The 24,967-nt window shown below is 69.4% G+C and carries 23 protein-coding genes; 11 read left to right on the top strand and 12 right to left on the bottom strand.

Annotation, left to right across the window (positions count from 1 at the left end):
* The 7 genes from VF794_RS16025 to VF794_RS15995 form a co-directional block, all read right to left on the bottom strand.
* The coding region (locus tag VF794_RS16025) for a porin (protein ID WP_331111316.1) at positions 1–750 on the bottom strand (750 nt) is incomplete at its 3' end.
* A gap of 112 nt (positions 751–862) precedes the next feature.
* Positions 863–1,552, bottom strand: a complete 690-nt coding sequence (locus tag VF794_RS16020) for a response regulator transcription factor (RefSeq protein ID WP_331111314.1) — start codon at positions 1,550–1,552, stop codon at positions 863–865.
* Between the two features lie 75 nt (positions 1,553–1,627).
* Positions 1,628–2,578 (bottom strand): metallophosphoesterase family protein, encoded by a 951-nt coding sequence (locus tag VF794_RS16015; protein ID WP_331111312.1) that lies wholly within the window; start codon positions 2,576–2,578, stop codon positions 1,628–1,630.
* 12 nt (positions 2,579–2,590) lie between these two features.
* On the bottom strand, positions 2,591–3,961 hold the full coding sequence (locus tag VF794_RS16010; protein ID WP_331111311.1) for a sensor histidine kinase: 1,371 nt from the start codon (positions 3,959–3,961) through the stop codon (positions 2,591–2,593).
* 13 nt (positions 3,962–3,974) lie between these two features.
* Positions 3,975–4,655, bottom strand: coding sequence for a response regulator (locus VF794_RS16005; protein WP_331111309.1), 681 nt, complete (start codon positions 4,653–4,655; stop codon positions 3,975–3,977).
* A 103-nt stretch (positions 4,656–4,758) separates the two neighbouring features.
* The gene (locus VF794_RS16000) at positions 4,759–5,262 is read right to left on the bottom strand and encodes a hypothetical protein (protein WP_331111307.1); all 504 of its coding nucleotides are present in this window, start codon (positions 5,260–5,262) and stop codon (positions 4,759–4,761) included.
* Positions 5,259–6,137 (bottom strand): hypothetical protein, encoded by an 879-nt coding sequence (locus VF794_RS15995; RefSeq protein WP_331111305.1) that lies wholly within the window; start codon positions 6,135–6,137, stop codon positions 5,259–5,261. The genes VF794_RS16000 and VF794_RS15995 overlap by 4 nt, the downstream gene beginning before the upstream one ends.
* Before the next feature lie 181 nt (positions 6,138–6,318).
* On the opposite strand from VF794_RS15995, the gene VF794_RS15990 reads away from it, so the two are divergent.
* Positions 6,319–6,897: a DUF177 domain-containing protein gene (locus VF794_RS15990; RefSeq protein ID WP_331111303.1), complete on the top strand. Its 579-nt coding sequence runs from the start codon at positions 6,319–6,321 to the stop codon at positions 6,895–6,897.
* Between the two features lie 81 nt (positions 6,898–6,978).
* Here VF794_RS15990 and VF794_RS15985 read toward each other — a convergent pair whose 3' ends face one another.
* The 3 genes from VF794_RS15985 to VF794_RS15975 all read right to left on the bottom strand — a co-directional run bounded on the left by VF794_RS15985 (position 6,979) and on the right by VF794_RS15975 (position 12,551).
* Positions 6,979–8,826, bottom strand: a complete 1,848-nt coding sequence (locus VF794_RS15985; RefSeq protein WP_331111301.1) for a CotH kinase family protein — start codon at positions 8,824–8,826, stop codon at positions 6,979–6,981.
* Positions 8,827–8,847: 21 nt separating this feature from the next.
* Positions 8,848–9,789 (bottom strand): class I SAM-dependent methyltransferase, encoded by a 942-nt coding sequence (locus VF794_RS15980; RefSeq protein ID WP_331111299.1) that lies wholly within the window; start codon positions 9,787–9,789, stop codon positions 8,848–8,850.
* Positions 9,790–9,944: 155 nt separating this feature from the next.
* Complete coding sequence (locus tag VF794_RS15975; RefSeq protein WP_331111297.1) at positions 9,945–12,551, bottom strand: DUF4962 domain-containing protein; 2,607 nt, start codon at positions 12,549–12,551, stop codon at positions 9,945–9,947.
* A 150-nt stretch (positions 12,552–12,701) separates the two neighbouring features.
* Here VF794_RS15975 and VF794_RS15970 point away from each other — a divergent pair, with 150 nt between their 5' ends.
* Positions 12,702–14,597, top strand: coding sequence for a glycoside hydrolase family 15 protein (locus VF794_RS15970; protein ID WP_331111295.1), 1,896 nt, complete (start codon positions 12,702–12,704; stop codon positions 14,595–14,597).
* 89 nt (positions 14,598–14,686) lie between these two features.
* On the opposite strand, the gene rpmF is transcribed toward VF794_RS15970, so the two are convergent.
* The gene (gene rpmF / locus VF794_RS15965) at positions 14,687–14,875 is read right to left on the bottom strand and encodes a 50S ribosomal protein L32 (protein ID WP_331111293.1); all 189 of its coding nucleotides are present in this window, start codon (positions 14,873–14,875) and stop codon (positions 14,687–14,689) included.
* A 454-nt stretch (positions 14,876–15,329) separates the two neighbouring features.
* Between rpmF and VF794_RS15960 the strand changes: the two genes are divergently transcribed.
* The 9 genes from VF794_RS15960 (at position 15,330) to ribD (ending at position 23,253) form a co-directional block, all read left to right on the top strand.
* The gene (locus VF794_RS15960) at positions 15,330–16,313 is read left to right on the top strand and encodes a beta-ketoacyl-ACP synthase III (RefSeq protein ID WP_331111291.1); all 984 of its coding nucleotides are present in this window, start codon (positions 15,330–15,332) and stop codon (positions 16,311–16,313) included.
* A gap of 27 nt (positions 16,314–16,340) precedes the next feature.
* Positions 16,341–17,276 (top strand): ACP S-malonyltransferase, encoded by a 936-nt coding sequence (gene fabD, locus VF794_RS15955; RefSeq protein ID WP_331111289.1) that lies wholly within the window; start codon positions 16,341–16,343, stop codon positions 17,274–17,276.
* A gap of 1 nt (position 17,277) precedes the next feature.
* A complete protein-coding gene (fabG, locus tag VF794_RS15950) occupies positions 17,278–18,024 on the top strand; it encodes a 3-oxoacyl-[acyl-carrier-protein] reductase (protein ID WP_331111287.1) in 747 nt (248 codons plus the stop codon).
* A gap of 107 nt (positions 18,025–18,131) precedes the next feature.
* On the top strand, positions 18,132–18,374 hold the full coding sequence (acpP, locus tag VF794_RS15945) for an acyl carrier protein (protein WP_309888517.1): 243 nt from the start codon (positions 18,132–18,134) through the stop codon (positions 18,372–18,374).
* A 74-nt stretch (positions 18,375–18,448) separates the two neighbouring features.
* Positions 18,449–19,705: a beta-ketoacyl-ACP synthase II gene (fabF, locus tag VF794_RS15940; RefSeq protein WP_331111285.1), complete on the top strand. Its 1,257-nt coding sequence runs from the start codon at positions 18,449–18,451 to the stop codon at positions 19,703–19,705.
* A 67-nt stretch (positions 19,706–19,772) separates the two neighbouring features.
* Positions 19,773–20,216, top strand: a complete 444-nt coding sequence (gene rpiB / locus VF794_RS15935; protein ID WP_331111283.1) for a ribose 5-phosphate isomerase B — start codon at positions 19,773–19,775, stop codon at positions 20,214–20,216.
* 27 nt (positions 20,217–20,243) lie between these two features.
* Positions 20,244–21,500 (top strand): serine hydroxymethyltransferase, encoded by a 1,257-nt coding sequence (gene glyA / locus VF794_RS15930; RefSeq protein WP_331111281.1) that lies wholly within the window; start codon positions 20,244–20,246, stop codon positions 21,498–21,500.
* 61 nt (positions 21,501–21,561) lie between these two features.
* Positions 21,562–22,059 (top strand): transcriptional regulator NrdR, encoded by a 498-nt coding sequence (gene nrdR / locus VF794_RS15925; RefSeq protein ID WP_331111279.1) that lies wholly within the window; start codon positions 21,562–21,564, stop codon positions 22,057–22,059.
* 6 nt (positions 22,060–22,065) lie between these two features.
* On the top strand, positions 22,066–23,253 hold the full coding sequence (gene ribD, locus VF794_RS15920) for a bifunctional diaminohydroxyphosphoribosylaminopyrimidine deaminase/5-amino-6-(5-phosphoribosylamino)uracil reductase RibD (protein WP_331111277.1): 1,188 nt from the start codon (positions 22,066–22,068) through the stop codon (positions 23,251–23,253).
* A 155-nt stretch (positions 23,254–23,408) separates the two neighbouring features.
* Here the strand turns inward: ribD and VF794_RS15915 are convergent.
* A partial coding sequence (locus VF794_RS15915) for a tetratricopeptide repeat protein (RefSeq protein WP_331111276.1) occupies positions 23,409–24,967 on the bottom strand: 1,559 nt, incomplete at its 5' end.

The following is a 24,967-nucleotide window of genomic DNA, read 5'->3' as shown; positions in this document are numbered from 1 at the left end:
CGTGGCGCCTCTGCCCAGCGTGTGACCGTACCAACCGGAGACACCACCGGAGATCCACTTCAGGTCGAATCCGGCGCGGCCGATGACGTCCTTCTCCTTGTCGTTGTCCACGCCGACGAAGCCCGGGAAGTTGATGCCGTTGCCGTCGAAGACGCCGGCATTCAGGCGCAGGGGGCCGTACTTCGCGCTGTACCGGACGCCGCGGTCCCGCTCGTCGGGGAGGAAGGCCCGGACGACGCGGGTGCGCTCGGGGAACTCACGCTCGCTGGAGGACTGCACGGACTCGAAGCCGAAGGGCCACTTCACCTGACCCAGCGTCAGCGACATGGTCTGCTTCGTGCCGGGGATGAAGAGCGTCGCCTCCGCGTCCCGGAGCGCCACGCCGCTGGGCGAGGCGTCGAGCTGAAGCATGAACTGGGCGATGTCTCCGGTATAGGTGGCCTTGAGACGGGAACGGCGCACGGTGAAGCGGCTGTGGCCGCCAGTGCCATCCTCGCGCGTTTCCTCCCACAGGTAGCGGGCCTGCACGTAGCCGGAGAACTTCAACTTCGTGAGCGGGGAGAGGGCGCTCTTGATCTCCAGCAGCTGCTCCTCGATGGAGGAGACCTTGCCCTCGGTGGTGGTGACGCGCTCGTCGACGCTCGGGGCGGCGGCCTCGGGGGCGGCGGCCGTCTCGGGGGCCGGAGTGGCCTCCTGGGCCAGGACGGCACCAGAGGACAGGGTCAGCAGTGCGGCGAGCAGGTTGCGCATGGGGGAAAGTGGCTCCGGGTGTTCTTGCTGTCCGGTGTTGAAAGACAGGCGGACATCTACCGGGCCACTGTGGCTGTTTGAGGAAAGCCACGTGACAAATGCGCAACGGCTTTCAGGACGCGTTCGGCTCGACGATGCGGTAGCCCACGCCACGCACCGTCTCGAGGTAGGCGCGCGCGGAGCCGAGCTTGTCGCGCAGGCGCATGACGTGGGTGTCGATGGTGCGCGTCTCCAGGGCGCTGGACAGGCCCCACACCTCCGCGAGGAGCTGCTCTCGGGACTGCACGCGGCCCACACGGGCCATGAGGTACTCCAGCAGGCGGAACTCGAGCGCGGTGAGGCTCACCTCCTTGCCGTCCACGTGGAAGCGGTGGGCGGCGATGTCGAGCGTGAGGGGGCCCAGCGCGAGCGGCGCGGAGCCATCGCGGGCGGTGCCGCCTCGGCGGAGGATGGCCTTGAGGCGCAGCACCAACTCCCGGACGCTGAAGGGCTTGGTGACGTAATCGTCGGCGCCCACCTCGAAGCCGAGCACGCGGTCGGCCTCCTCGCCCTTGGCGGTGAGCATGACGATGAGCACGTCGCGGGTGTCGTTGGCGGCTCGCAGCCGCCGGCACACCTCCACGCCCGACATGTCCGGCAACATCAGGTCCAGGAGGACGAGATCCGTGTGCTGCTCGCGGGCGGCGGACAGGGCCAACTCGCCCGTGGGGGCCACGTGGGTGGAGAAGCCGGCGGCGCGGAGATTGAAGTCGATGAGATCGGCGAGATCTCGCTCGTCATCGACGATGAGGACGTGGGGCATGGCGACGGCGGACTCTGGGCCCCCCTGTTTTCGCCGTTGTGACACAGTTGCAACAACTGTGTGACATCGCTCCCGTCAACCGTCCAGGTCCGTCACGGCGGAGAGCGGGGCGGTCCCGTCCTCCGAGGGCGCCGGGAGGAGCTCGTCGCCCACGGCCTGCTTGAGGATGGGGGGCGGGGGAATCACCAACGGTATCTCGTGCGTCGGAGTCTTGGTGAGGGCGGACGCCCCGGGCGGCGGGCGCAGCACCGGGCCGGGCGGCGGCAGGCCCGAGTGGCGGCGCGCGGCCTCCATCAGCGCGTGGTGGTGGCGGTAGCGCGCCTCGACGAGCTTGTGGATGAGGAGGGGGCCGCCGGGCACGCGGCGCGCGGTGAGCGACTGGGTCGTCTTGCGCACCGGGTAGCGCACGCGGCGGATCTGCACGCGCCAGCCCTTGGGAGTGAAGGTGAAGACGCCGTAGGCGGGGCGCAGATCGCCGTCGCGGGGGATGCCCGCGCTGGCCACGTCCGCGATCAGCATGCGGCCCACGCGCCGGCGGGAGGGGAAGTGCAGGTGGCCGAAGGCCACCGCGGCCGCATCCAGGTTCTGGAGGTAGCGGCGCACGATGCTCTCGTCCAGCGTGGGGTCCAGCGAGTCCTCGAGGTTGCGCGGGTTGGCGTGGCAGACGAACAGGTCCTGCCCCCGGCGTGGCGTGTAGCGCACCGAGAAGGGCAGGGCGCCCAATCGCTGCAGCCAGGTCTCCCCGAGCTGATCCCTCGTCCACTGGAGCAGCTCCGTCTTCCAGTGGTCCTTCTCGCGGTAGGCCCCACCCAGGTAGTGGCCAGCGAGGTAGCAGTCGGTGTTGCCCATGAGGATCGCATCGCAGCGATCGAAGAGCAGCTCCACCGTCTCGCGAGGGTGTGCACCCCGCAGCGCGAGGTCTCCCGCGGCCACGATGTAGTCAGGCGCTACGCGAGCGATGTCCTCGAGGACGGCCTCGCAGGCGGGGAGGTTCCCGTGAATGTCGGCGAGGATGGCGACCCGCATGGATGACCCATCCTAACCCGCTACGGCCGCCGTGGGCACCGCTGCTGGAAGGAAAATCGTGAAGACGGAGCCCTCGTTTGGCTGGCTCTCGACCCGCACCTCCCCCCCCATGGCACCCAGCAGGTGCTTGACGATGGACAGGCCCAGGCCCGTCCCCCCCATGTCCCGGCTCCTTCCTTTGTCCACCCGGTAGAAGCGCTCGAAGATCCGGGCCAGGTGCCTGGGCTCGATGCCCACCCCCGTGTCCCGGACGTGGACGACGCAGCGGCCCTCCTCCAGGGCGCCCGTCACCTTCACCCGCCCACCCTCGGGCGTGTACTTCACGGCGTTGTCCAGCAGGTTGAGCAGCACCTGCTCCAGGCCCCGCTCGTCTCCCCGGCCCACCAGGGACTGTGGGACGTCCAGCTCGACCGTGATTCTCTTGCCCTCCGCCTTGTGACGCACCACCTCGGCTGCCCGGGAGGCCGCCACCGCCAGGGGCACGTCCACCACCTGGAACTTCACTTCGCGTGACTCCAGCCGGGACAGCTCCAGCAGGTCCTCGACGAGCTCCGAGAGGCGCTCGGACTGGCGGTGAATGATGTCCACCATCTTGGGCGCCATGGTGGCGTCCTGGAGGGCCCCGCTCTGGAGCGTCTCGGCGTAGCCGCGGATGGCGGTGATGGGGGTGCGCAGCTCGTGGGAGACGTTGGCCACGAAGTCCTTGCGCACCTTCTCCAGGTGGCGCAGCTCGGTGACGTCATGGAAGACGGCGGCGCTGCCCGGCAGATCCCTCCCCAGGGGCGTTACCCGGATGGCGAGCGTGCGAGGGAACATGCTCTCCAACGTCAGCTCGAGGTGGGTGGAGGCGCCGTCGCGGCAGGCGCGGATGACAGCGTCGTTGAGCACGTCGTTGCGCAGCAGGGCCAGGGGCCGCTGGCCGACGATGCTCCCCGTCGTCTGGAGCATGCCGCGCAGGGCGTCGTTGTGGCGCACCACGGTGCCCTCGGCGTCCGTCACCCACAGGCCCTCGGCCATGCCGTCCAGCACGGCGATCAGGGTGCGCGCCTCCTGGTTGAGGCCGGCGTTGCGCGCGGTGAGCTGCTGGTGGAGCGAGTCGATGGCGCCCTGGAGGCTGGCCACCTCATCGAGCCGCTCGTCCTCGCCCTCGCCCCTGGGGGTGACCGGGGTGGAGGGGCCCTCGGCGCGGGTGCGGACCTCGCGGGCCAGCGTGAGGAGCTGCCGCTTGAGCGTGCCCCGTCCCACCACCAGCGTCAGCGCGGAGCCGGCGAGGGTGGCGAGCGACACGAAGAAGGCATCCCACTGCCAGCCCAGCAGCAGGAAGAGGAGGAGCGCCCCGAGGGCCGGGACGAGCAGCGGAATCAGCAGGAGGCGCAGGGGCATGGAGGCCGTCCCGTCACGGGGGGCTGAGCTTGTAGCCCACGCCGCGCACCGTCTCGATGATGTCGCCCGCGGGACCCAGCTTCTCGCGCAGGCGCTTGATGTGCGTATCCACCGTGCGGGTGTGGATCTCCGCCTGGATGCCCCACACGTCCGAGAGCAACACCTCGCGCGTCTGCACGCGATCCGTCCGCTCCAGCAGGGTGCGCAGCAGGCGGAACTCCAGCGCGGTGAGCACCACCTCCTGGCCCTTCACACGCACCTGGTGACGCGAGGTGTCGAGCTGGATGTCGCCCACGGCGAGCTGGGCCGCCGGCCCCTCCTCGACGTCCGCGCGCCGCAGCACCGCTTTGACGCGCAGTAGCAGCTCGCGTACCGAGAAGGGCTTCACCACGTAGTCGTCCGCGCCCAGCTCCAGGCCCTGGACGCGGTCGGACTCCTGGCCCCTGGCGCTGACGATGATGACCGGCACCTTGCGCAGCTCGGAGTCGTTCTTGAGCAGGCGCAGCACCTCGCTGCCCGCCAGGTCCGGCAGCATCAGGTCCAACAGCACGAGGTCCGGTATGTGGGCGCGCGCCTTTGCCAGTCCGCTCGCTCCGGTGCCCGCCACCTCGGCCTCGAATCCCGCCGCCCGCAGGTTGTACTCCACCAGTCCGGACAGGTCCTGCTCGTCCTCGATGATCAGGATGCGCGCCATCGTTCCTCCGCTCCCGATGGCCTAGCAGATTGGTCGTGGCGGTTGAATGACGAGCACGTGACGCCTCGGTGACAGGGCTCGTCCGCCCGCCAGCCCCGCGTGTTCAGGGCGCGAAGGTCGGATCACACTCGACCGCGACCAGGGAGATGGGGGCGGCGATGAGCGGATCGTTCCGCGTGGAGCTGACGGTCTCCAGGTAGTTGCAGGAGCTGCCCAGGAAACGCGGCGGGTTGGTGCGGGACAGGGCCTCGATGATCACGACGTAGTCGCGGCCCACCGGGATGTCCACGGCCAGCTCCTGGGCGCCGTCCCGGTCGAGCCCCGCGGGGAAGCGCAGGGCTCGCGCCTCCTTGCCATTCGAGTCCTCGAGGACGAGCGCCTCGTCCGGTTTCACGTGCTGGTTGAGACAGGTGCGCTGAAGCTCGCCGCACCGGCGGGACTGGCCGTCGGGGAGCACCACCACCTGGAAGGCGCCCAGCTCATCGAGGACGGCCCGGTCGATCATCACGTCCAGGGCGAGGGGCACTCCGGAGGTGGAAGGCGCGGCCCCGCAACCGGCGGCCAGAGCGGTACCGAGCAGGAGGAGGAGGGAAGTGCGCGGGCTCATGGGTTGACGCGAACGGTGATGGGAACGCGGCCGCGCTCCTCGGAGGTGGCGTAGACGACGGCTCCGGCGGTACCCGCCACGGCCACCGCGCCCACGGCCACCCACAGCCACGGGCTCTTGTACCAGGGACGCTCGCCCGCCCTGGCCACCGCTCCGGCCTCGGGGGCGATCTGGAAGACGAGCGGGTTGAAGGCATCACCCCTTCCCGCCAATCGGCGCTGCGCGGCGTCCGCCACCTCGAAGTAGTACTCCACCTCGTAGGCGGAGGCGGCCGCGGGCAGCTCGTAGGCGGGGATGGTGGCGACGTAGCGCTCCTTGTGGGCCCGGTCGCGCGTGAAGTCCACCGAGCTGTACGCCTGCGCGCCCGCGCGCCGGTAGAAGAGCCGCGCCCGGGCTCCGAGCGCCATCTCCTCGATCGTCGCCGTCGCCACCACCGGCTCGCTTCCGGTGGCATCCGGGATGGGGTCCACCTGGAGGGTCACCGGCCGCACGCGGCGGTTCTTGATGTCCTCCTTGATGCGCGCGTAGAGGGTGCGGATCTTGGGAGGCGTGTTGCGCGGCAGCTCGTAGTCCGGCCGCGCCTGGAGCAGCTTCTCGTAGGCCTCGCGGGCCCGCTCCTCGTCCCCCAGGTACAGGGAGGTGAGGCCGAGCAGCCGGTAGAGTTCCACGAGCTGATCATCGGTGACGTCCGGCGCGTCGAGGCCGGCCTCCAGCGTCTTCACCGCCTCCTCGAACTCACCGTTCTCGATCTGCTGGAGCGCGCGGCCGATCTCCGGGCGGGCGGGTGCCACCTGGAAGAGGAGGGGCTGTGGGAAGAGGGGCCGGGCGAGCGCGGCGGTAGGGGACAGCAGGCTCCCCACGACGAGGCTGGCCACCAGGCGATTCCGCCAGACGTACATTGCCCGCCAGCCTAGCAGACGGGCAGACGGGCCTCCACCTCGTGGACGGTCCCGCAACGGCAACGGACCGGTGACATCTATGGAGGTTCAGGCGCGTTGACTGCGGGGGGGGGCCTCCCCATGATGCGCGCCCCTTTTTGGATAGGAAGTCGGATAGATGCTCGTAAAGATTGATCAAATTCGCGACCAAGGGCTCAAGGTCAATGAGCAGATGAGCCTCGAGCTGCTCGGGGCCGCGCTCGAGGACTCTGGCTTCCGGGCGACCGAGCCCCTGTCCGTATCGGCGAACCTGCGCAAGGTGAGCGGCGGCGTGCTGGTCGAGGGCAAGTTCACCACCCGCGTGGTGGCCGAGTGCAAGCGCTGCCTCACGGAGTCGAAGCTGGAGCTGCCCGTGGTCTTCACCATCAACCTCGTGCCCGAGTCGCTCGCCCGGGGCGAGGACGTGCTGAGCGACGAGGAACTGGAGGAGAAGGACCGGGGCAGCGGCGAGAGCGGCGGCTCGTTCGGGTTGGAGCAGGCGGACGAGGAGGTGTTCGATGGGAAGGTCATCGACCTGGAGCCCATCGTGCGCGAGCAGGTGCTGCTGTCCCTGCCGATGAGCGCCTTGTGCCGCGAGGACTGCCGCGGGCTGTGCGTGAAGTGCGGCCAGAATCTCAACGAGAAGCAGTGCGGCTGCGACACGAAGTTCGTGGATCCGCGTCTCGCGGTGCTCAAGGACATCAAGATCCAGGGCTGAGCCCGTGCCCGGCAGCTTGGAAGTACGAAGGCCGCCACCTCGAAAGAGGGGCGGCCTTCTGTGTTTCGGAGGGGCTCGGTGTCATGGGCCGGGCTGGGGGCCAAAGGTCTCGGCGCCGCGAGGCTGCCGGCCGTAGGCCTCGCCCGGCTTCAGTGGAGCCAGCCACAGCAGATCCAGCACCGTCTTCTCGTCCGCGGCGGAGAGGGAGACCTCGGGGCGCTCCGGGTTCATCGTCGCGCCCAGGTGCTCCAAGCCAGCGGCGCCCTGGCGGAAGGTGACGATCTGCCCGGGCCGCACCGTGAGGTCAGGCAGCATCCACTGGCCTGGGACGCGGGTATTGCCCGAGAGCCGCAGTCCCTCCAGGGCCACCGGTGCGCTGCCCCGGTTGTAGAGCTGCACCCAGAAGGCGCCGGATGCCTCCCGCCCCACCCGGTCCACGACGAGCGCTCCATTGCCGAGCGATTCAATCTCCTGGAGGTGCTGGAGCAGCCACGCGCGGCGCTCACGCACGAAGCGGCGGAGGTAGTTGGCGCTCCGGGCGGCGTGCTCGGGGCTGACGTATGGGTCCACCGTCTTGCCGTCCCCGCCGGGCAGGATGAATGGGGCGAGCAACCCGTGCATGGCATCGACGCGCGGGCCGAGGTTGTCCTCCGTGAGCCAGGTGTCGAGCAGCCGCCGCAGCCGGGCGACATAGCGGGCGCGCAGGTCCGGGTCGTCGTAGATGCGCGTGGACAGCGTGCTGTACGTCGGCTTCATGTCCGTGTAGCCGAGCACGTCGCGGCGGAACTCGAAGAGCTCGTACACCCTCGGGTCGTAGGCGGTGAAGCTGAAGAGCGGATGGCGGGACTTCACGCCCTGGATGACGGCGTTGGTGCGGTTGTAGAGCGACAGGGCGTTGTTCAAATCCCATGGCACGTACGTCCACTTGTCCGTCTCGCGGTCGTAGACGAGGTAGCTGCGCGAGTCGCCCTGGAGGTCATTGGCGATGAACGTCTCCACCACCAACCAGGAGAGGTAGTCATCCAGCTCCAGTCGCTGCTCCGCGAAGGTGGCGAACTGGTGGGGTGGCGTGCGGTTGATGCCCTCGAGGAAGGCCCACAGCCGGTTCCACGGCTGCTTCTCGTTCGTCTTCTTCTCCCAGGGCTCCATGTACGCTTCCTGGGGCGGCGGGCGCAGCTCGCAGTCGATCATGCCGCAGCGGTAGATGTCGCCGTCCTCATCGAAGCCATGGGCATCGAGGAAGTCCTCGGTGAGGGACTCCAGTTCAGTGAAGACGCCCTCGTACCTCGTGAGGACGGTCCCGTCTGGCTGCTGGAGGTGGAGCTTCACCTGGGCGTAGCGGGCACGCGGCACGCGCAGGCCCACGCTCGCGGCCAGGTCGTACCAGAGCTTCTCGGTGAGATGGCCGGCGTCCTTCCACTCCGCGAGCAGCTCGATGCGCTTCTGGCCCTCGAAGCGATCCTTCGATTCGAAACGCACCTGCCAGGACTTCTTCGCGATGCGCGGGTCCGTCTTGGTGGAGCGCCCTCGGAAGCCCAGCTCCACCGCGTACGTGCGGCCCTCGAGGGTGAACCGGCCCTTCACCCGGAACTCCTTCGAGGGCGGATCCTTCGCATGGTCGTGGAGGGCCTGGAAGTCCTCCTGCTTCAACGTCAGCTCGTAGGTGGGCACGGCCGCCTGGAGCGCCGGCCACCGGGGCCGCTCGGGGGAGGGCTCCGCCCGGGAGGGCGTGCCCGCGTCCGCCGAGGGCGCGCCCGCGTCTGGCACCCCGGAGTCCACGGAGGGGGCTTCGGTGGCCGGGGGTCCGCCCTCGGGCGGTATTCCTGGAGCGAGGGGCTCCGAGTCAGTCGGTGGGTTCGGGTTCCCGGCGTCGAGCGCACCCGTGCAGGCGCTCAACAGGAGGAGGCCGATCAGCAGGGCAGGTTTCATGGGGTGGCCTGGAGGAAGTGCTCAGCCGTTCTTCGGAATCTGGCCGGACATCACGCACATGCCGCCCAGCATCTGGAGGCCCGGCATGGAGAGGACGAGCTGGTCGGCACGCCCCAGCGCGTCCGCGGCGAGGCGGCACGGCAGCGGGGAGCGCTCGTAGTTGTTGTGGTGCAGGAAGAAGCGATCCAACCGGGACAGGAAGCTGAACCAGCGCATCTCCAACTGGGGGAGGTAGCGCCGGATCGTCGCCAGCTCGGCGCGCTCGAGGGGCCGCTCGTTGGGCGTGGCATCCGTGTGGATGGGAATCCGCTTGCGCAGCCGCCGCAGCAGGGGCGAGAGGCACACCGGCTCGGAGAAGAGGAAGAGGGCTCCGGGCTTCGCGCAGCTCACGAGCTTGCGCATTACCCCGTCCAGCTCCGGGATGAGGTGGTGCAGCACGCCGTCACCCCAGATGATGTCGTAGGCGCCCTCCAGGAGCTGCGCGGTCTCCAGGGGCGAGCAGATGAACTGGGTGTTGCTCCCGACGCGGTCGAGCTCCGCCCGGCGGTGGCACAGCTCGATGGACTTGGGGGAGATGTCGATGCCCGTCACCCGGGCGCCGAACCGGGCCATCAGCATGGCGTTGCTGCCATCCCCGCAGCCCACGTCGAGCACGCGTTTGCCGCGCAGCTCCCCCATCAACCGGAAGCGGAACTCCTTGTTGAACCAGGGCCGCCGTGTCTCGCGGTAGCGCTCGACCGTGAGCGCATCCAGGGGCTGGGCGTGAGCCCCGAGCCGCTCCGCCATCAGGTCGAAGAAGTCCGACTCGGAGGCCCACCGTGCCACGGCCGCGGGCGGCGGCTCGGAGGGGAAGAGTTCCTCGAATCCCGGCGCGGGGGCTTCGCTTCGGGAGACCCGATTCGAGTCCGCCGCCCACGCGATGCCCGCCGCCATGTGCCCGTCCAGGTTCTCCCGCTCTTCCATCACGTGCCTCCCCCCGAAACGCCCCGTACGACCCTGCTGACGTAGGCGCCAAAGTAGGAATGCCGCTCAGACACGTGAAGCTTTCCAGAACCGCCTTTCTGGACTTGTCGGACAAAGTACTGGCCTTGGGGAGGGAGTGCCCCGTACCCGACGGCTCACCCGAGCAGGGAAGCGTCGGGAGCGCGAGCGGCCCTTCGGCGCCGACGCGAGCGGATTACCCCGCCCAGGGTCAGCACGCCGAAAGCCAGCGCGAACTGTTCATCCCCCGTCGAGCATGACAGACCGAGGGGCCGTGAGGCGTCGGGCTCGTGAGGTGGGGGCAGCGTCGAGCCAGCGCTTTCCAGGGGTGGAGCCACATCGACCTCCTCGTGCTGGGGCTCGTTGGAGACCGGGGCCGGGGGCGCCGAGGGGAGCGAGTCGTCGGTCTTGCCCACCACGATGAAGTCCCCCTGGCGCTGGAAGGCGATGTCCACGCCGTTCCACAGGACGCGGGTGGCGCGGGGCGCATGGATGCGAGGGGTGCCCAGGGACTTGCCGGACAGGCGCAGCGTATCGGAGGCGAGCCCCTCGGCTTCCAACATCGCCGTGGGGCTGTCCTGGCTGATCAGGGTGCGCGAGGCATCGGATAGCAGCGTGCCCCGGACGAGCAGCACCCGGGTGGGCATGGAGCCCTCGTAGCGGACGACGCCAGCGAGGCCCGTCAGCCGGAGGCCGCCCACCTCGCGGCTCTGCTCGGGGAGGTCATTGAAGAGGGCGGAGGAGGAGGTGGTGCCCTCGGTCACCTTGAGGCCGGCGTCGGGCAGGCGGCTATCGAGCGCCTTCACCGTGGGACGCGAGGCCCAGGCCGACTCAGCCGTGGGCACCAGGGCCGTGAGGAAGGTGGCGTTGGCCGAGGTGGTGGTGGGCTTCACCTCGGCGAGGGTGACGGAGCCCGCCGGATTGAGCTTCTGGATGCTGACGGGACGCTGCTGCGCGAACGAGGCGTCGAAGGACTCGGGGGCCACCACCGCCACGCCGAGGGCCTGACCGTTCTCGCCGCGCCCGTGGAGCCAGGCGCCCTCGCGGCTCGCCCCGTTCATGAAGTGGCAGGCCCAGCGGTAGGCGTGGGACTTCGAGGACTGCACCACGTCGCGCAGCACCACCCAGCGACGGTCGAGGAAGAGGGCATGGCGGTCCCAGCGGCGCAGCCCCAGCGTGGCGGGGTAGAGCGCGGAGCCGTCGCCGACGGTGTAGCCGAAGTGCTCGCTGGAGCCGAAGAAGGGGAGGCCGCCCTTGCGCCCGAGGTACCAGCCGTAGGCCATGGCGGAGTCGCTCCTGTCGCGCACGCCCTCGCCGAGCTGGCCCTGGCCGTCGATGGTCAGCGAGTTGTGGAAGACGGTCTGGTTGGCCGCCGGCCCCGGCGAGTTGGTATGGCCGATGTAGTAGCCGGCCGCCTCGGGCGCGAGCCAGGAGCCGTTGCCGTAGAGGTAGAAGCCGTTGTCGTCGGCGTGGTCGTGGCTGAAGTTCAGCGTGCCGCGCGGCTCCATGCCGCTTTGCATCCACTGCCACCCGGCCATGCCGCCATACGGGCCGTTCTTGAGCGCGAACAGGAGCGAGCCCTTGCCCCAGCCGCTTCGGAACACCGCCGCCTGCTGGTTGTCGCCGTACCAGTCCAGCGGCTGGGTGCGCTGGTCGCCAGCGCGCAGGGTCTCGTCGTAGTAGAGGAACTCGAAGACGCGCGGGTTGAGCTCGGGCGCCCAGCTGTTGGCGGGCGTGCCGCGCATCCAGGTGTCCGCCGTGGCCTGGGCCAGCGGGTCCCGGTAGCGCGTCGCCGCGTAGCGCAGGGGCATCAGCCCCAGGTCCGGACTGAAGCCGTAGAAGTCGCCGTGCATCAGCAGGTAGTGCGAGGGCTTCTCCGGGAGCTGCGCGTAGGCGAAGGCGCGGGGGAAGTGCTTCACCAGGCCCAGGTCGCCCACGTCGATGCCCGTTACCTGCTTCAGCGCGCTGACGAAGGGCAGGTACCAGCTCAGCCCGTACAGGAGGTAGGCGGTGCCCTCGTGGTACGTACCGTCCGGCACCAGGTCCATCACCCGCTTCACCTTGCGTCCGTTACCGACGGCCAGGTCGAGCCAGGGCTGGGTGGTGCTGTCCGGCAGCTCGCCCCGGGTGGCCAGCGCCGCGAGCCCGATGGCCGCATGGTTGATCCAGTTGTGGTTCTGGAGGTACTCGTCCGCCCACCAGGCCCCGCTCTTGGAGACCTGTGCCAGGGCGTTGGCGTTCTGCTGGAGCGTGGCGCGCACTTTCGCGGCCTCGCTGGAGGAGAGCCGTGGCGCCAGCAGGTCATAGGCCACCGCGACGCCTCCCAGCAGGTGCGCCTGCATCAGGTCATGCGTGCCGTCCAGGTCCAGGTTTCCCCACGAGGAGACGGTCAGCAGCCAGTGCTTCGCCAGATCGGTGTAGCGGCTGTCCGTGGAGAGCTGCGCCACGAAGGAGAACACCACCAGCAGGTTGCCGATCTCCCGCCGATCGCCGAGCTGCTGGGTGCGCCCGGTGGACTTCCAGGTCACCTGGCCGGACGACGAGAGGGTCGTGTCCAGGTACGTCGTCGTCCCCTTCAGCAGGGACTGGTAGATGACCTGGTGGCTCGTTTGCGCCTTCTGACGCAGCCCCTCGACCTGGGAGGCCTCGAAGAAGAGGCCAGGGTGAGGCCCCGCCAGCGCGGGGAGGGAGAGCCCCAGCGCCAGCAACAACGACCACCGGCCACGTGTGATGGAGTGCCTCATGTTCCCGGACAGATGCCACGGTTCTCGTTGCTGACCCCACACCGGGGCAGTGGATGGGCTGCTCGCCCGACTGGAGCCCATCCAGGCTGATTCCGGGACCTGGAGGATTCCTACCCTTGGCGAATGGACCTCTACAGTGCCGCCAAGAGGATGACCCGGCCGTTCCGGTTCTCGAATCCGTGGTCGCACCGGGAGATCTCCCTGGCCAGCCGGGGGCTGATCGGCGACGGCATCACCTGTGCCCTCGTCCGGCCCGATGGCGTCATCGACTGGCTGTGCTTCCCGCGCTTCGACAGCCCGAGCGTCTTCGCCGGCATCCTCGATGACGAGAAGGGCGGCTTCACGGGCATCACCCCGTCCACCTGGCCCTTCGAGAGCCTCCAGCGCTACGACCCGGACACCAACGTCCTGGAGACGCTCTTCCGCGTCGAGCGCAAGGGCGTCGTCCGGATCATCGACTACATGCCGTGGACGAACGACCCGCGGGCCACCATCCACGAGGTGCACCGGCGCATCGAGTGCGTGGAGGGCTCGCTCGAGCTGAACGTCATCTTCGATCCCCGCTTCCGGTACGGGGAGTCGCAGACGCGGGTGGAGCTCAAGGAGCACGGGTTGGTCGCGCACGGCGCCCTCGGCGAGCGGATGGTCGCGGTGCTCGACGGGGCGGCCCAGTGGGAGCGGTATGGCGAGTCGGGCCTCCAGACGCGCATCCGGCTCGGCACGGGGGAGCGGCGATGGATGGTGCTGGCCTGGGACTCGGATCGGCCCGAGCCCATCGCCGCGTACCGGCCCTTCGAGCAGCTCCGGGCCACCCGCCAGGCCTGGCGCCAGTGGGCCCAGCAGCTCCGGTACGAAGGTCCCTGGAGGCACAGCGTCCTGCGCTCGGCGCTGGTGTTGAAGTTGCTGATGTACGCGCCCACCGGCGCCATGGTGGCCGCGGCCACCACCTCGCTCCCCGAGTGGATTGGCGGCACGCGCAACTGGGACTACCGCTTCAGCTGGGTGCGCGACGCGGCGATGGCGGTGCGGGCCACCAACCTGATCGGCTACCCCAACGAGTCCCGGGAGTTCTTCTATTTCGTGCGCGACACGTTGAGCCGGGGAGATCCCCTCCAGGTGATGTACTCGCTGGATGGCGGCCCCGTGCCCCCGGAGCGCGTCCTCGAGCACCTCGCGGGCTTCCAGGGCTCGGCCCCGGTGCGGATCGGCAACGACGCGAGGGATCAGCTCCAGTTCGACACCGCGGGCGCGCTGCTCGACGCGGCCTACCTGCATGAGCGGTTCGGAGGGCAGATCCCCCTGCGCACCTGGGGGCTCCTGAAGCGGGTCATCCAAACCACCGCCCGCCGCTGGCGCGAGCCGGACCATGGCATCTGGGAGCCGCGCCGGGGCATGCGCCACAACGTGCACTCCAAGCTCATGTGCTGGGTGGCCTTGCGGCGCGGGCAGCACCTGGCCCGGCTCTTCGCCGAGCCGGCCCTCGAGGAAGACTGTGGTCGTCAGGCGGAGCTGATCCGGAGCGACATCCTCCGCCAGGGCGTGGACTCCTCGGGGCAGCACTTCGTGGGCTTCTACGGGGGCGATGAGCCGGATGCAGCGCTACTGCTGCTGCCCATCGTGGGGTGCTTCCGGGCGACCGAGCCGCTCGTCATGCGCACCATCGACTGGCTGCGTGCCGAGCTGGGGGCGGGCTCCTTCCTCCGGCGCTACCGCATGGACGATGGGATCAGCGGGCCCGAGGGCGGCTTCACCCTGTGCGGCTTCTGGCTGGCCGAGGTGCTGGCGCTGGCCGACCGCTTGGAAGAGGCCGAGAACGTCTTCATGGTGCACGCCGAGGCCGCCAACCACCTGGGCCTGCTCGCCGAGGAGGTGCACCCGCTCACGCGCGAGCAGCTGGGCAACTTCCCCCAGGCCTTCAGCCACCTGGGGCTCATCAACGCCGCGGCGCGCATCGACCTGGCGCTCCGGCTGCGGGATGAGGGCCAGACCGCCCCCCCGTACCTCATCGACCCCGAGCCGCCCCCGATCATCGGGAACGTCTTCTGAGGCGGGAGCCCGCAAAGGAGAAAGGCCGCCCCTCGGAAGAGGGAGCGGCCTTCGTGCCTTCCAGCGGAGCTGGAGTCAGACGCCCTGGCTCAAGCCTGGGCGCCCGGAATCGTCTCGCGACCCTTGTAGTGACCGCACGCCGCGCAGGCGCGGTGGGGCAGCACGGGCTCCTTGCAGTTGGAGCACTGGATCACCTGCACGGCGGTCCGCAGGTTGTTGTTGGCCGCGCGACGGCGGTCACGACGCATCTTGGAAGTACGCTTCTTGGGAACACCCACGGCTCACCTCTATGTCACGGTCCGGGACCCCGGGTTTCCCCTCCGGTCCAGACCGGCAAAAGCTCGGAAGGCGGCGGACCCTAGCCGCTCAAGGCGTGTGAGTCAACGCGCCTGCGCAGGGAAACACCACGTCCTCGTCAACCATGACTCGGCTGCCCACATTCTTATGTCCCCCTGACCCCAGGTGTCCACCTGCCTGCTCTCCTGGCTCCCGCATCCGGGGCCTCCATGGAAGGAGGCGCGCGCGATGAGGCTCGTCCTGGATGCGATGGGGGGCGACCATGCTCCCGAGGCCCCAGTGCGGGGGGCCCTCCCGAGTTGACGCGGTGCATCGCGGAGGCCACTGCCTGGCTCCCTGCCCGGCAACGGGGAAAGGGGGCGACAGCCGAGGCGATTTCCGATTAGAGAACGCGCGCGAGGCGTTCGTGTCGGGACCACCCAACAGGGAGCGCCCGTGTCACGCACGCAGATCATCGGTACCGGCTCGTACGCACCGGAGAAGATCCTGACCAACGCCGACCTCGAGAAGATCGTCGATACGACGGACGCGTGGATCACGGAGCGTACGGGGATCCGCCAGCGGCGGGTGGCGGCTCCAGGCGAGACGACCAGTGATATGGCCGTGCAGGCGGCCCGGCGGGCGCTGGAGATGGCAGGCGTCCGGCCCGAGGAGCTGGGGCTCATCGTGGTGGGCACCGTGACGCCGGACATGCCCATGCCGTCGTGCGCCGCGGTGGTGCAGGCCAAGCTGGGGGCGAAGAACGCCTTCGCCTTCGACGTGTCGGCGGCGTGCTCCGGTTCGCTCTATGCCCTCTCGGTGGCCGATCAGTTCCTGCGCACCGGCCAGGTGAAGCGTGCGCTGGTGATCGGCGCGGAGATGCTCAGCCGCACGGTCAACTGGGCGGACCGCAACACCTGCGTGCTCTTCGGGGACGCGGCGGGCGCCATGGTGCTCGCGCCCACCGACGACGCCGAGCGCGGGCTGCTCTCCACCCACCTTTATACGGACGGCTCCTTCGCGGACATCCTCTGCATCCCGGGTGGCGGCTCCAGCAAGCCCGCCTGTGAGGAGGTGCTGAAGGACAAGCTGAACACGCTGCACATGAACGGCCGAGAGGTCTTCAAGTTCGCGGTCCGCGCGCTGGCGGACGCCACCGTCACGGCCCTGAAGGCCAACGGGCTGCACGCCCGGGACGTGGATCACGTCATCGCCCATCAGGCCAACATCCGCATCCTCGAAGCCGTGCTACAGCGGCTGGAGCTGCCGATCGAGAAGTGCTGGCTCAACCTGCACGAGTACGGCAATACGTCGTCCGCCTCGGTGCCCATGACGCTCGATGAGGCCAACCGGTCGGGTCGGCTGAAGAAGGGCCAGGTGGTGGCGATGATGGCCATCGGCGCGGGGATGACGTGGGGCAGCGCGGTGATGCGCTGGTAGTTGGGTTTTCAGGGAGGGAGCAGGAGCATGTCGAAGATCGCGTTCGTCTTCCCCGGACAGGGCAGTCAGGCTGTCGGCATGGGGAAGGACCTGTACGAGAAGTTCCCCGAGGCCCGGGCCGTCTTCGAGGCGGCCGACGAGGCGCTGGGCGAGAAGTTCTCCCAGATGCTCTTCGAGGGGCCGGAGTCGGCGCTGAAGCTGACGGCCAACACCCAGCCGGCCATCCTCACGGTGTCGGTGGCGGCGCACGCCGTCTTCTCCAAGCGGGGAGCGGCGCCGGCCTTCGTGGCGGGGCACTCGCTGGGTGAGTACTCGGCGCTGGTGGCGGCGGGCTCGCTGGAGCTGGCGGACGCGGTGCGGGCGGTGCGCGCTCGTGGCTCCTTCATGCAGGAGGCCGTCCCCGAGGGGGTGGGCGCCATGGCCGCCATCCTCGGTCTGCTGCCGGACAAGGTGAAGGCGGCGTGTGACGAGGCGGCCCAGGGCCAGGTCGTGTCCCCGGCCAACTACAACTCCCCGGAGCAGACGGTCATCGCCGGCCATGCGCAGGCGGTGGAGCGCGCCGGAGCGAAGTGCAAGGAGCTGGGCGCCAAGCGCGTCATGCCCCTGCCCGTGTCCGCCCCCTTCCACTGCGCGCTGATGGACCCCGTGAAGCCGCGCCTGGGCGAGGTGCTCGCCCGGGTGAAGGTGTCCGCTCCATCCGTGCCGGTGGTGACGAACGTGGAGGCCCGGCCCAACGCCGACGCCGCCCGCGTGGTGCCGCTGCTGCTGGAGCAGGTCAGCTCCCCGGTGCGGTGGATCGAGTGCGTGGAGGCCCTCCGGGCCGAGGGCGTGACGCGCATCATCGAGCTGGGCCCCGGCAAGGTACTCAGCGGGCTCACCAAGCGCATCACCAAGGACATCGAGTCGTTCAACGTGGATGACGCCGCGAGCCTGGAGAAGGCTCTGGCGGCACTGGGGGCCTGAGATGAGCGCGTTCAAGGACAAGGTGGTTCTGGTGACGGGCGGCTCGCGGGGCATCGGCCGCTCCATCGCGGTGGCCTTCGCGAAGCAGGGCGCGACGGTGGTCATCAGCTACGCGGGCAACGAGGCGGCGGCGCAGGAGACGCTGGGCCTGCTCCAGGCGGCGGGCGCCAAGGGCGAGTCGGTGCGCTTCGACGTGGCGGACTCGGCCGCCTGCGCCAGTGCCCTGGAGGGCGTGGTGAAGACGCACGGCCGCCTGGACGTGCTCGTCAACAACGCCGGCGTGGCGGTGGACGGCCTGGTCATGCGGGTGAAGGACGAGGACTGGGACAAGCAGCTGGACACCAACCTCAAGGGCGCCTTCGCGCTCATCCGCGCGGCCAGCCGGCCGATGATGAAGCAGCGGGGCGGGGCCATCATCAACCTGACCTCCGTGGTAGGCGAGATGGGCAACGGCGGTCAGGCCGCCTACTCGGCCTCCAAAGCGGGCCTCATCGGCCTGACGAAGTCGGTGGCCAGGGAGCTGGCCAGCCGCAACATCCGGGTCAACGCCGTCTCCCCGGGCTTCATCGGCACGGACATGACCTCTCACCTGGAGGGCGACACGCGGGAGAAGATGTTGGCCGCCATCCCGCTGGGCCGCCTGGGGTCCCCCGAGGACGTGGCCAACGCCGTCCTCTTCCTCGCCAGCGATGCCGCCGCCTACATCACCGGAGAAGTTCTCAAGGTGAACGGCGGCATGTACATGTAGCCAAGGGTTGGATTGGCGACGGGCGTGGAGTATACCGCGCCGGCCTTTACTAGAGGTCCGGGGGAGTATGCCGGACCCGCACGTGGTTCCAGGAGGGTTCTACACCTATGTCGACGTCTCAAATCGAGGCCAAGGTCAAGTCTATCATCGCCGACCAGCTGGGCGTGGGGGAGGACGAGATCAAGCCGGAGTCCTCGTTCATCGAGGATCTGGGCGCGGACAGCCTCGACATCGTGGAGCTGGTGATGGCGATGGAGGAGGAGTTCGAGGTCGAGATCCCCGACGAGGAGGCCGAGAACATCAAGTCCGTCGGTGATGCCATCAACTACATCAACACGCATAAGAAGTAGGCAGCACCGGTAGGGCCAGGAGCGCTGGACCCCCAGCGTTCCATGGCGGCTGCGCGCATTCAGTGGAGAGCAACGTGTCAAACCGACGAGTCGTCATCACCGGTACCGGTCTCATCACGGCACTGGGTACGGGCACCGAGAAGAACTGGCAGGCGATGCTCGCCGGTAAGTCCGGGATCGCTCCCATCACGCGCTTCGAGGTGGGGAAGATCGACACCCGCTTCGCCGGCGAGGTGAAGGACTTCCAGCCCGAGCAGTTCATCGACAAGCGCGAAGTGCGCCGAATGGATCTGTTCGCCCAGTACGCGCTCGCCGCGGCCGATATGGCCGTCAAGGAGAGCGGTCTGCCCATCGGCCCGGATGCTCCCCACGGCTACGCGCAGGAGAAGGTGGGCGTCATCGTCGGCTCCGGCATCGGCGGCATCTCCTCGCTGGAGGAGCAGCACCGCAAGGGCCTGGAGAAGGGGTTCGACCGGCTGTCGCCCTTCTTCATCATCCAGATGATCATCAACATGGCGCCGGGCCTCATCTCCATGCGCTATGGCTGCAAGGGGCCCAACTGGTCGCCCGTGTCGGCCTGCGCCACGAGCGCCCACGCCATCGGTGAGGCGTGGAAGTCCATCCGCCTGGGCGAGACCGATGCGGTCATCGCTGGTGGCGCCGAGGCGGCCATCACGCCGCTGGGCATGGGTGGCTTCTCGGTGATGAAGGCGCTGTCCACGCGCAACGACGACCCCCATGGGGCCAGCCGCCCGTTCGACAAGGACCGCGACGGCTTCGTGATGGGCGAGGGCGCGGGCATCGTGGTGCTCGAGGAGCTGGAGCACGCGAAGAAGCGCGGCGCCACCATCCTGGCGGAGCTGGTGGGCTACGGGGCCAACTCGGACGCGCACCACGTGACGGCGCCGGCTCCCGAGGGCGAGGGCGCGGCGCGCTGCATGCGTCTGGCGCTGGCGTCCGCGGGCATGAACCCGGAGGATGTGGGCTACATCAACGCGCACGGCACCTCGACGCCCTTCAACGACGCCAACGAGACGAAGGCGATCAAGACGGTCTTCGGCGCGCACGCGAAGAAGGTGGCGGTGTCCTCCACCAAGTCCATGACGGGCCACATGCTGGGCGCGGCCGGTGGCGCGGAGGCGGTCATCAGCTCGCTGGCCCTGCTGCGCGGAGTGCTGCCGCCGACCATCAACTTCACCACGCCGGATCCGGAGTGCGATCTGGACTACGTGCCCAACCAGGCGCGTGAGCAGCGCGTGGATGCGGCGATGAGCAACTCGTTCGGCTTCGGCGGCACCAACGCGGTGCTGCTCTTCAAGCGCTTCAAGTAGTCCTCACGGGTGCTCGCCCGTGGATGCCCCTCTCCCCCTGGGAGAGGGCTACGGAGGGAGGCCTCACGTGAAGCTCATCATCGCGTCGGACCATGCGGGACTGGAGCTGCGGCGGGAGCTGACGGCGCTGCTCACCGAGAAGGGCATCGTGTTCGAGGACGTGGGCCCCACGACGAACGCCTCGGTGGACTACCCGGACTTCGCCAGGAGCGTGTCCAAGGCCGTGTCCGAGGGCCGTTATACCCATGGCGTGCTGGTGTGCGGCACGGGCATTGGGATGAGCATCGTGGCCAACAAGTACCGGGGCGTGCGCGCGGCCCTGTGTACGACGGAGTTCGAGGCTCGCATGGCACGCGCCCACAACGACGCCAACGTGCTGTGCCTGGGCCAGCGCGTGGTGGGGTTGGGCGTGGCGTGGAGCATCCTCGAGGCCTTCCTCGCCACCCCCTTCGAGGGGGGCCGGCACCAGAAGCGCATCGACAAGATTCGTGAGGCCGAGTCCGAGAACTGATCTCGCGGCCCTTAGGAGAGCGTGTCCATGGAGAACACCCGTAGGCTGGCCGAGGTCGACCCCGAGATTGCCAAGGTCGTCCTCGATGAGACGCGGCGGCAGGAAGAGGGCCTGGAGCTGATCGCCTCGGAGAACTTCGTCAGCCCGGCGGTGATGGAGGCCGCCGGCTCGGTGCTGACGAACAAGTACGCCGAGGGCTACCCCGGCAAGCGCTACTACGGCGGCTGCGAGGTGGTGGACGTGGCGGAGAGCCTCGCCATCTCCCGCGCCAAGGAGCTGTTCGGCGCCGACTTCGTCAACGTGCAGCCGCACTCGGGCAGCCAGGCCAACATGGGCGCCTACATGGCGCTGATGAAGCCCGGCGAGACCATGCTGTCGTTGGATCTGAACTCGGGCGGCCACCTCACCCACGGTGCCGCGTTCAACTTCTCCGGCAAGCTCTACAAGGTCGTCCACTACGGACTCACCCGCGATACCGAGACGCTCGACTACGCGCAGGCCGCGGAGCTCGCCAAGGAGCACAAGCCGCGCGTGATCGTCGTGGGCGCGTCTGCGTACCCGCGCACCATCGACTTCGCGAAGTTCCGGGAGATCGCCGACAGCGTGGGCGCGGCGCTCATGGTGGACATGGCGCACATCGCCGGCCTGGTGGCCGCGGGCGTGCACCCCTCGCCGGTGCCCCTGGCGGACATCGTCACCACCACCACGCACAAGACGCTGCGCGGCCCCCGTGGCGGCCTGGTGATGGGCCGGGATCAGTACGGCAAGACGCTCAACAGCCAGATCTTCCCCGGCATCCAGGGCGGCCCGCTGATGCACGTCATCGCCGCCAAGGCCGTGGCCTTCCGCGAGGCGCTCACCCCCGAGTTCAAGGCCTACCAGCGGCAGATCGTCGCCAACGCCAAGGCCCTGGCCGAGGCCCTCCAGCGCGGCGGCCTGCGGCTGTGCTCGGGCGGCACGGACAACCACCTGATGCTGGTGGACCTGCGCCCCAAGAAGCTCGTGGGCAAGGTGGCCGAGGAGGTGCTGGGCAAGGCCGGCATCACCGTGAACAAGAACATGATTCCCTTCGACCCGGAGAAGCCCACGGTGACGTCGGGCGTCCGGATCGGCACCCCGGCCGTCACCTCGCGGGGCATGAAGGAGGCCGAGATGGCCACCATCGGCGCCCTGGTGGTCGAGGCGCTGGACCATGCCTCGGACGAGCAGCGGCTGGTCGGTGTGCGCGAGAAGATCAAGGAGTTCACCCGGAGCTTCCCGCTCTACGCCTCGCGCCTGAAGTAACCCCCTCTCCCTCGGAGGGCCGGGGTGAGGGTCCACGCTCCACCCCGGTGCTCCACACACCATGCGCTGCCCCTTCTGCCAGGACGCCGAGAACAAGGTCATCGACTCGCGCGAGTCGCACGAGGGGTCCGTCACCCGGCGGCGCCGCGAGTGCCTCCAGTGCAAGCGGCGCTTCACCACGTATGAGCGGGTGGAGGAGCTCTACCCGCTCATCGTGAAGAAGGACGGGCGGCGGGAGACGTTCGACCGGGAGAAGCTGCTCGCCGGGCTGAAGAAGGCCTGTGAGAAGCGCCCGGTGTCGGCGGACCAGCTCGAGGAACTGGTGGTCGCCATCGAGCGGCTGTTGCAGGGCACGGGCGAGAAGGAGGTGCCCTCGTCGGTCATCGGCGAGGAGGTGATGCGCCGGCTGCACGAGCTGGACGAGGTGGCCTATGTCCGCTTCGCCTCGGTGTACCGGAGCTTCCGCGACATCTCCGAGTTCATGGAGGAGCTGAAGGACCTGCTGTCGGATCGGACGCGCGAGCTCAAGCCGCCGCGCCCGACGGGCAAGGATGGTTGACGGGCGATGCGGCTCTTGACGCGGGCACGGATGCAGGCACGGCGCACTCCCCGGGCGAAGCGCGCGGCGGACTTCGACCGGGCGGTGGCGGAGTTCTTCATGCGCCTCGCGCTGGAGGAGGCGGCCAAGGGGCTCGGCCGCACCAGTCCCAACCCGGTGGTGGGGGCGGTGCTGGTGAAGGGCGGCCGCATCATCGCGCGTGGCTACCACCGGCGTGCTGGCACCGCCCACGCCGAGGTGGTGGCGCTGGAGGCCGCGGGCGCCAAGGCGCGCGGGGCGGACCTCTACACCACGCTGGAGCCGTGCGATCACTACGGGCGCACCCCTCCGTGCAGCCAGGCCATCCTCGATGCGGGTGTGCGCCGCGTCTTCGTCGGCTCTTCGGACCCCAACCCCAAGGTGAATGGCAAGGGGGTGACGCGGCTGCGGCGCGCCGGGGTGGAAGTCGTCACCGGCGTGCTGAAGGACGAGGCCGACAAGCTCAACCGGCCCTTCTTCAAGGCGATGAGCACCGGCCTGCCCTACGTCACTCTCAAGGCGGCGGTGACGCTGGACGGCAAGCTGGCCACCGCCACCGGGGACTCGCGCTGGGTGACGGGAGAGCAGGCCCGGGCGTGGGTGCACCGACTACGAGACCAGGTGGACGTCATCCTCGTGGGCGCCACCACCGTCCAGAAGGACAACCCCCAGCTCACCACCCGTCTCCCGCAGGGAGGAGGGAAGGATCCGGTGCGCGTGGTGGTGGACTCGCACCTGCGCCTCTCCCCGAAGCTGACCGTCTTCACCCAGCGCTCCCCGGCGCGCACCGTGGTGGCCACTCTGGAGGATCCCGCCGGCCGCAAGGCGAGGCGATTCATCGCCGCCGGCGCCGAGGTCTGGCGGATCCCCGCCAAGGGGACCCGCGTGGACCTCGAGGCGCTGATGCGACGGCTCTCCAAGGAGGGCCTCAACCATGTCCTGGTGGAGGGTGGGGCGGAGATGTACGGCTCGTTCCTCCGGCAGGAGTTGGCGGATGAGTTGCTCCTCTTCGTCGCCCCCAAGCTGATCGGCAGTGAGGGCCTTTCCTGGTCGGGCGCGCTGGGCGTGAAGCAGATGGCTCGGGCCCTCACCGTGCGGACGCTCACCTTCGAGCAGGTGGGTGAGGACCTGCTCCTCCGAGCGCGCTTCTCCGACCCGGCTCCGGCCGCTCGCTAACCCCCCCGACGGATCCGCCAGCCCAAGGATGGCGGGTCTCCCCACCCAGGTCCGGAACGAGTCGGGCACGCCCTGGGAGTGGCTCGTCTCCCTGTGCTCGCGGATGGTGCGAGGCGTGTACGAGGAGCCCTCGTTCAACAAGGAGAGAGCTCGGATCAGGGCACGGGCACGGCCAGGCGTGCCCGGCTCGCGGAGGGACTTGCGTGCGCGCGCTTCAGCACGGGCTGGAGCTCGGCACGCAGGTCCGCCGGAGCCATCAGCAGGGCCCGCTCCAGCTTCGGGACGGCCTCGTCCGGCCGGCCCCTGGCCAGCAGCAGCTCGCCCTGTCCCAGGAGTGCCTCGGAGAAGGCCCGGGGCGCGGGGTTCGGCGTCTTCTCCCAGAGGGCCGAGGCCCGCTCCAGGGCGCGTCGGGCCGCCTCCCACCGCTCCAATCGAACCAGCGTCCGGCCCAGGCCGCCGAGCGACTCCGCCACCAGGGGGTGCTCGGGCCCGAGGGCCTTCTCGCGCAGGGCCAGCGCGCGCTCGTAGCGCGCCCGTGACTCCTCCTGTCTGCCCATCGTCCGGAGCAGGTGGCCCAGATCGCCGAGCGAGTTGGCCACATCGGGATGCTCGGACCCCAGGGCCTTCTCGCGCAGGGCCAGCGAATGCTCCAGCCGCACCCGCGCCTCGTCATACCTGCCCAGCGACCGGAGCGCGGTGCCCAGGCCGCTGAGGGTGTTGGCGAGGTCGGGATGGTCAGGCCCGAGGGCCTTCTCGCGAATGGCCAGTGCGCGCTCGTACAGGGCGTGGGCCTCCGCGTACCTGCCCGTCTCCTCGAGCGCGATGCCCAGGTTGTTCAACGAGCTGGCGACATCGGGATGCTCGGGCCCGAGGACCTTCTCGCGGATGGTCAGCGCGCGCTCGTACAGGACGCGGGACTCCTCGTGCTTGCCCAGCGCGCTGAAGGCGGTGCCCAGATTGCTGTACGAGAGGGCGATGAGGGGGTGCTCGGGCCCCAGTATCCTCTGACGGAGCTCGAGGGCGCGCTCGTAGGAGGCGCGGGCCTCCTCGTACTTCCCCAGGGCTCCGAGCACGGTCCCCAGGTTGTTGAGCGAGACGGCCACGAGGGGGTGCTCGGGGCCCAGCGCCTTCTGCCGGAGCGCGAGCGCGCGCTCGTGCCGGACCCGGGCCTCCTCGTACTTGCCCATCTCCTGGAACACGACAGCCAGATCATTGAGCGAGTCCGCGCGGGTCCGGTCGTCATCCGCGCACTCCACGGCCGACTCCATCGCCAGGGCCAGACCCGGGGCCTCGGGGTAGCGCGCCTGTCGCCAGCCCACCAGCCGCAGCAGCAGCGTCCAGGTCCTGGCGACCAGCACCAGGTCCTTGCTCCGCGCCGCCTCGGGGATGGCCTTGCGCACCAGGGCCTCGGCGTTGGCGTAGTCGCTCGTCGCCTCCTGGAGGTAGGCCACCTGGTACAGCGCCTGTGCTCGCAGGGGCGCGTAGTCCACCCGCTCCACCTGGGGCAGCAGCTCCTCTCCGAGCGACAGGCCCTCGCGGTACTTGCCGGCCTGCCGCAGCGTCTCCAGCCGATCCACCCGCACCTGGAACGCCTCCACCTGGGCGCGGACCACCGGGTCCTCGGGTGGCGGCACCGACGCCGTCAGGGCCTCGATATCCTCGCAGGCATCCAGTGGAGGCAGGGCCTGCACCGCCTGCACGGCCCTCGACACGT

The organism is Archangium sp., assembly GCF_036389735.1.
GTDB lineage: Bacteria > Myxococcota > Myxococcia > Myxococcales > Myxococcaceae > Archangium.
Note: the sequence above shows the minus strand (reverse complement) of the source record. Positions and strands in the feature narration are given on the sequence as shown.

Bases quoted from the DNA above. Each gene is read 5' to 3' on its own strand.
- VF794_RS15990 (WP_331111303.1), top strand. From the start codon at position 6,319: ATGCTCGTAAAGATTGATCAAATTCGCGACCAAGGGCTCAAGGTCAAT.
- fabG (WP_331111287.1), top strand. From the start codon at position 17,278: ATGAGCGCGTTCAAGGACAAGGTGGTTCTGGTGACGGGCGGCTCGCGG.
- VF794_RS15975 (WP_331111297.1), bottom strand. From the start codon at position 12,551: ATGAGGCACTCCATCACACGTGGCCGGTGGTCGTTGTTGCTGGCGCTG.
- glyA (WP_331111281.1), top strand. From the start codon at position 20,244: ATGGAGAACACCCGTAGGCTGGCCGAGGTCGACCCCGAGATTGCCAAG.
- nrdR (WP_331111279.1), top strand. From the start codon at position 21,562: ATGCGCTGCCCCTTCTGCCAGGACGCCGAGAACAAGGTCATCGACTCG.
- VF794_RS15970 (WP_331111295.1), top strand. From the start codon at position 12,702: ATGACCCGGCCGTTCCGGTTCTCGAATCCGTGGTCGCACCGGGAGATC.
- acpP (WP_309888517.1), top strand. From the start codon at position 18,132: ATGTCGACGTCTCAAATCGAGGCCAAGGTCAAGTCTATCATCGCCGAC.
- fabD (WP_331111289.1), top strand. From the start codon at position 16,341: ATGTCGAAGATCGCGTTCGTCTTCCCCGGACAGGGCAGTCAGGCTGTC.
- VF794_RS15980 (WP_331111299.1), bottom strand. From the start codon at position 9,789: ATGGAAGAGCGGGAGAACCTGGACGGGCACATGGCGGCGGGCATCGCG.
- ribD (WP_331111277.1), top strand. From the start codon at position 22,066: ATGCGGCTCTTGACGCGGGCACGGATGCAGGCACGGCGCACTCCCCGG.
- VF794_RS16020 (WP_331111314.1), bottom strand. From the start codon at position 1,552: ATGCCCCACGTCCTCATCGTCGATGACGAGCGAGATCTCGCCGATCTC.
- VF794_RS16010 (WP_331111311.1), bottom strand. From the start codon at position 3,961: ATGCCCCTGCGCCTCCTGCTGATTCCGCTGCTCGTCCCGGCCCTCGGG.
- VF794_RS16005 (WP_331111309.1), bottom strand. From the start codon at position 4,655: ATGGCGCGCATCCTGATCATCGAGGACGAGCAGGACCTGTCCGGACTG.
- VF794_RS16000 (WP_331111307.1), bottom strand. From the start codon at position 5,262: ATGAGCCCGCGCACTTCCCTCCTCCTCCTGCTCGGTACCGCTCTGGCC.
- VF794_RS16015 (WP_331111312.1), bottom strand. From the start codon at position 2,578: ATGCGGGTCGCCATCCTCGCCGACATTCACGGGAACCTCCCCGCCTGC.
- VF794_RS15985 (WP_331111301.1), bottom strand. From the start codon at position 8,826: ATGAAACCTGCCCTGCTGATCGGCCTCCTCCTGTTGAGCGCCTGCACG.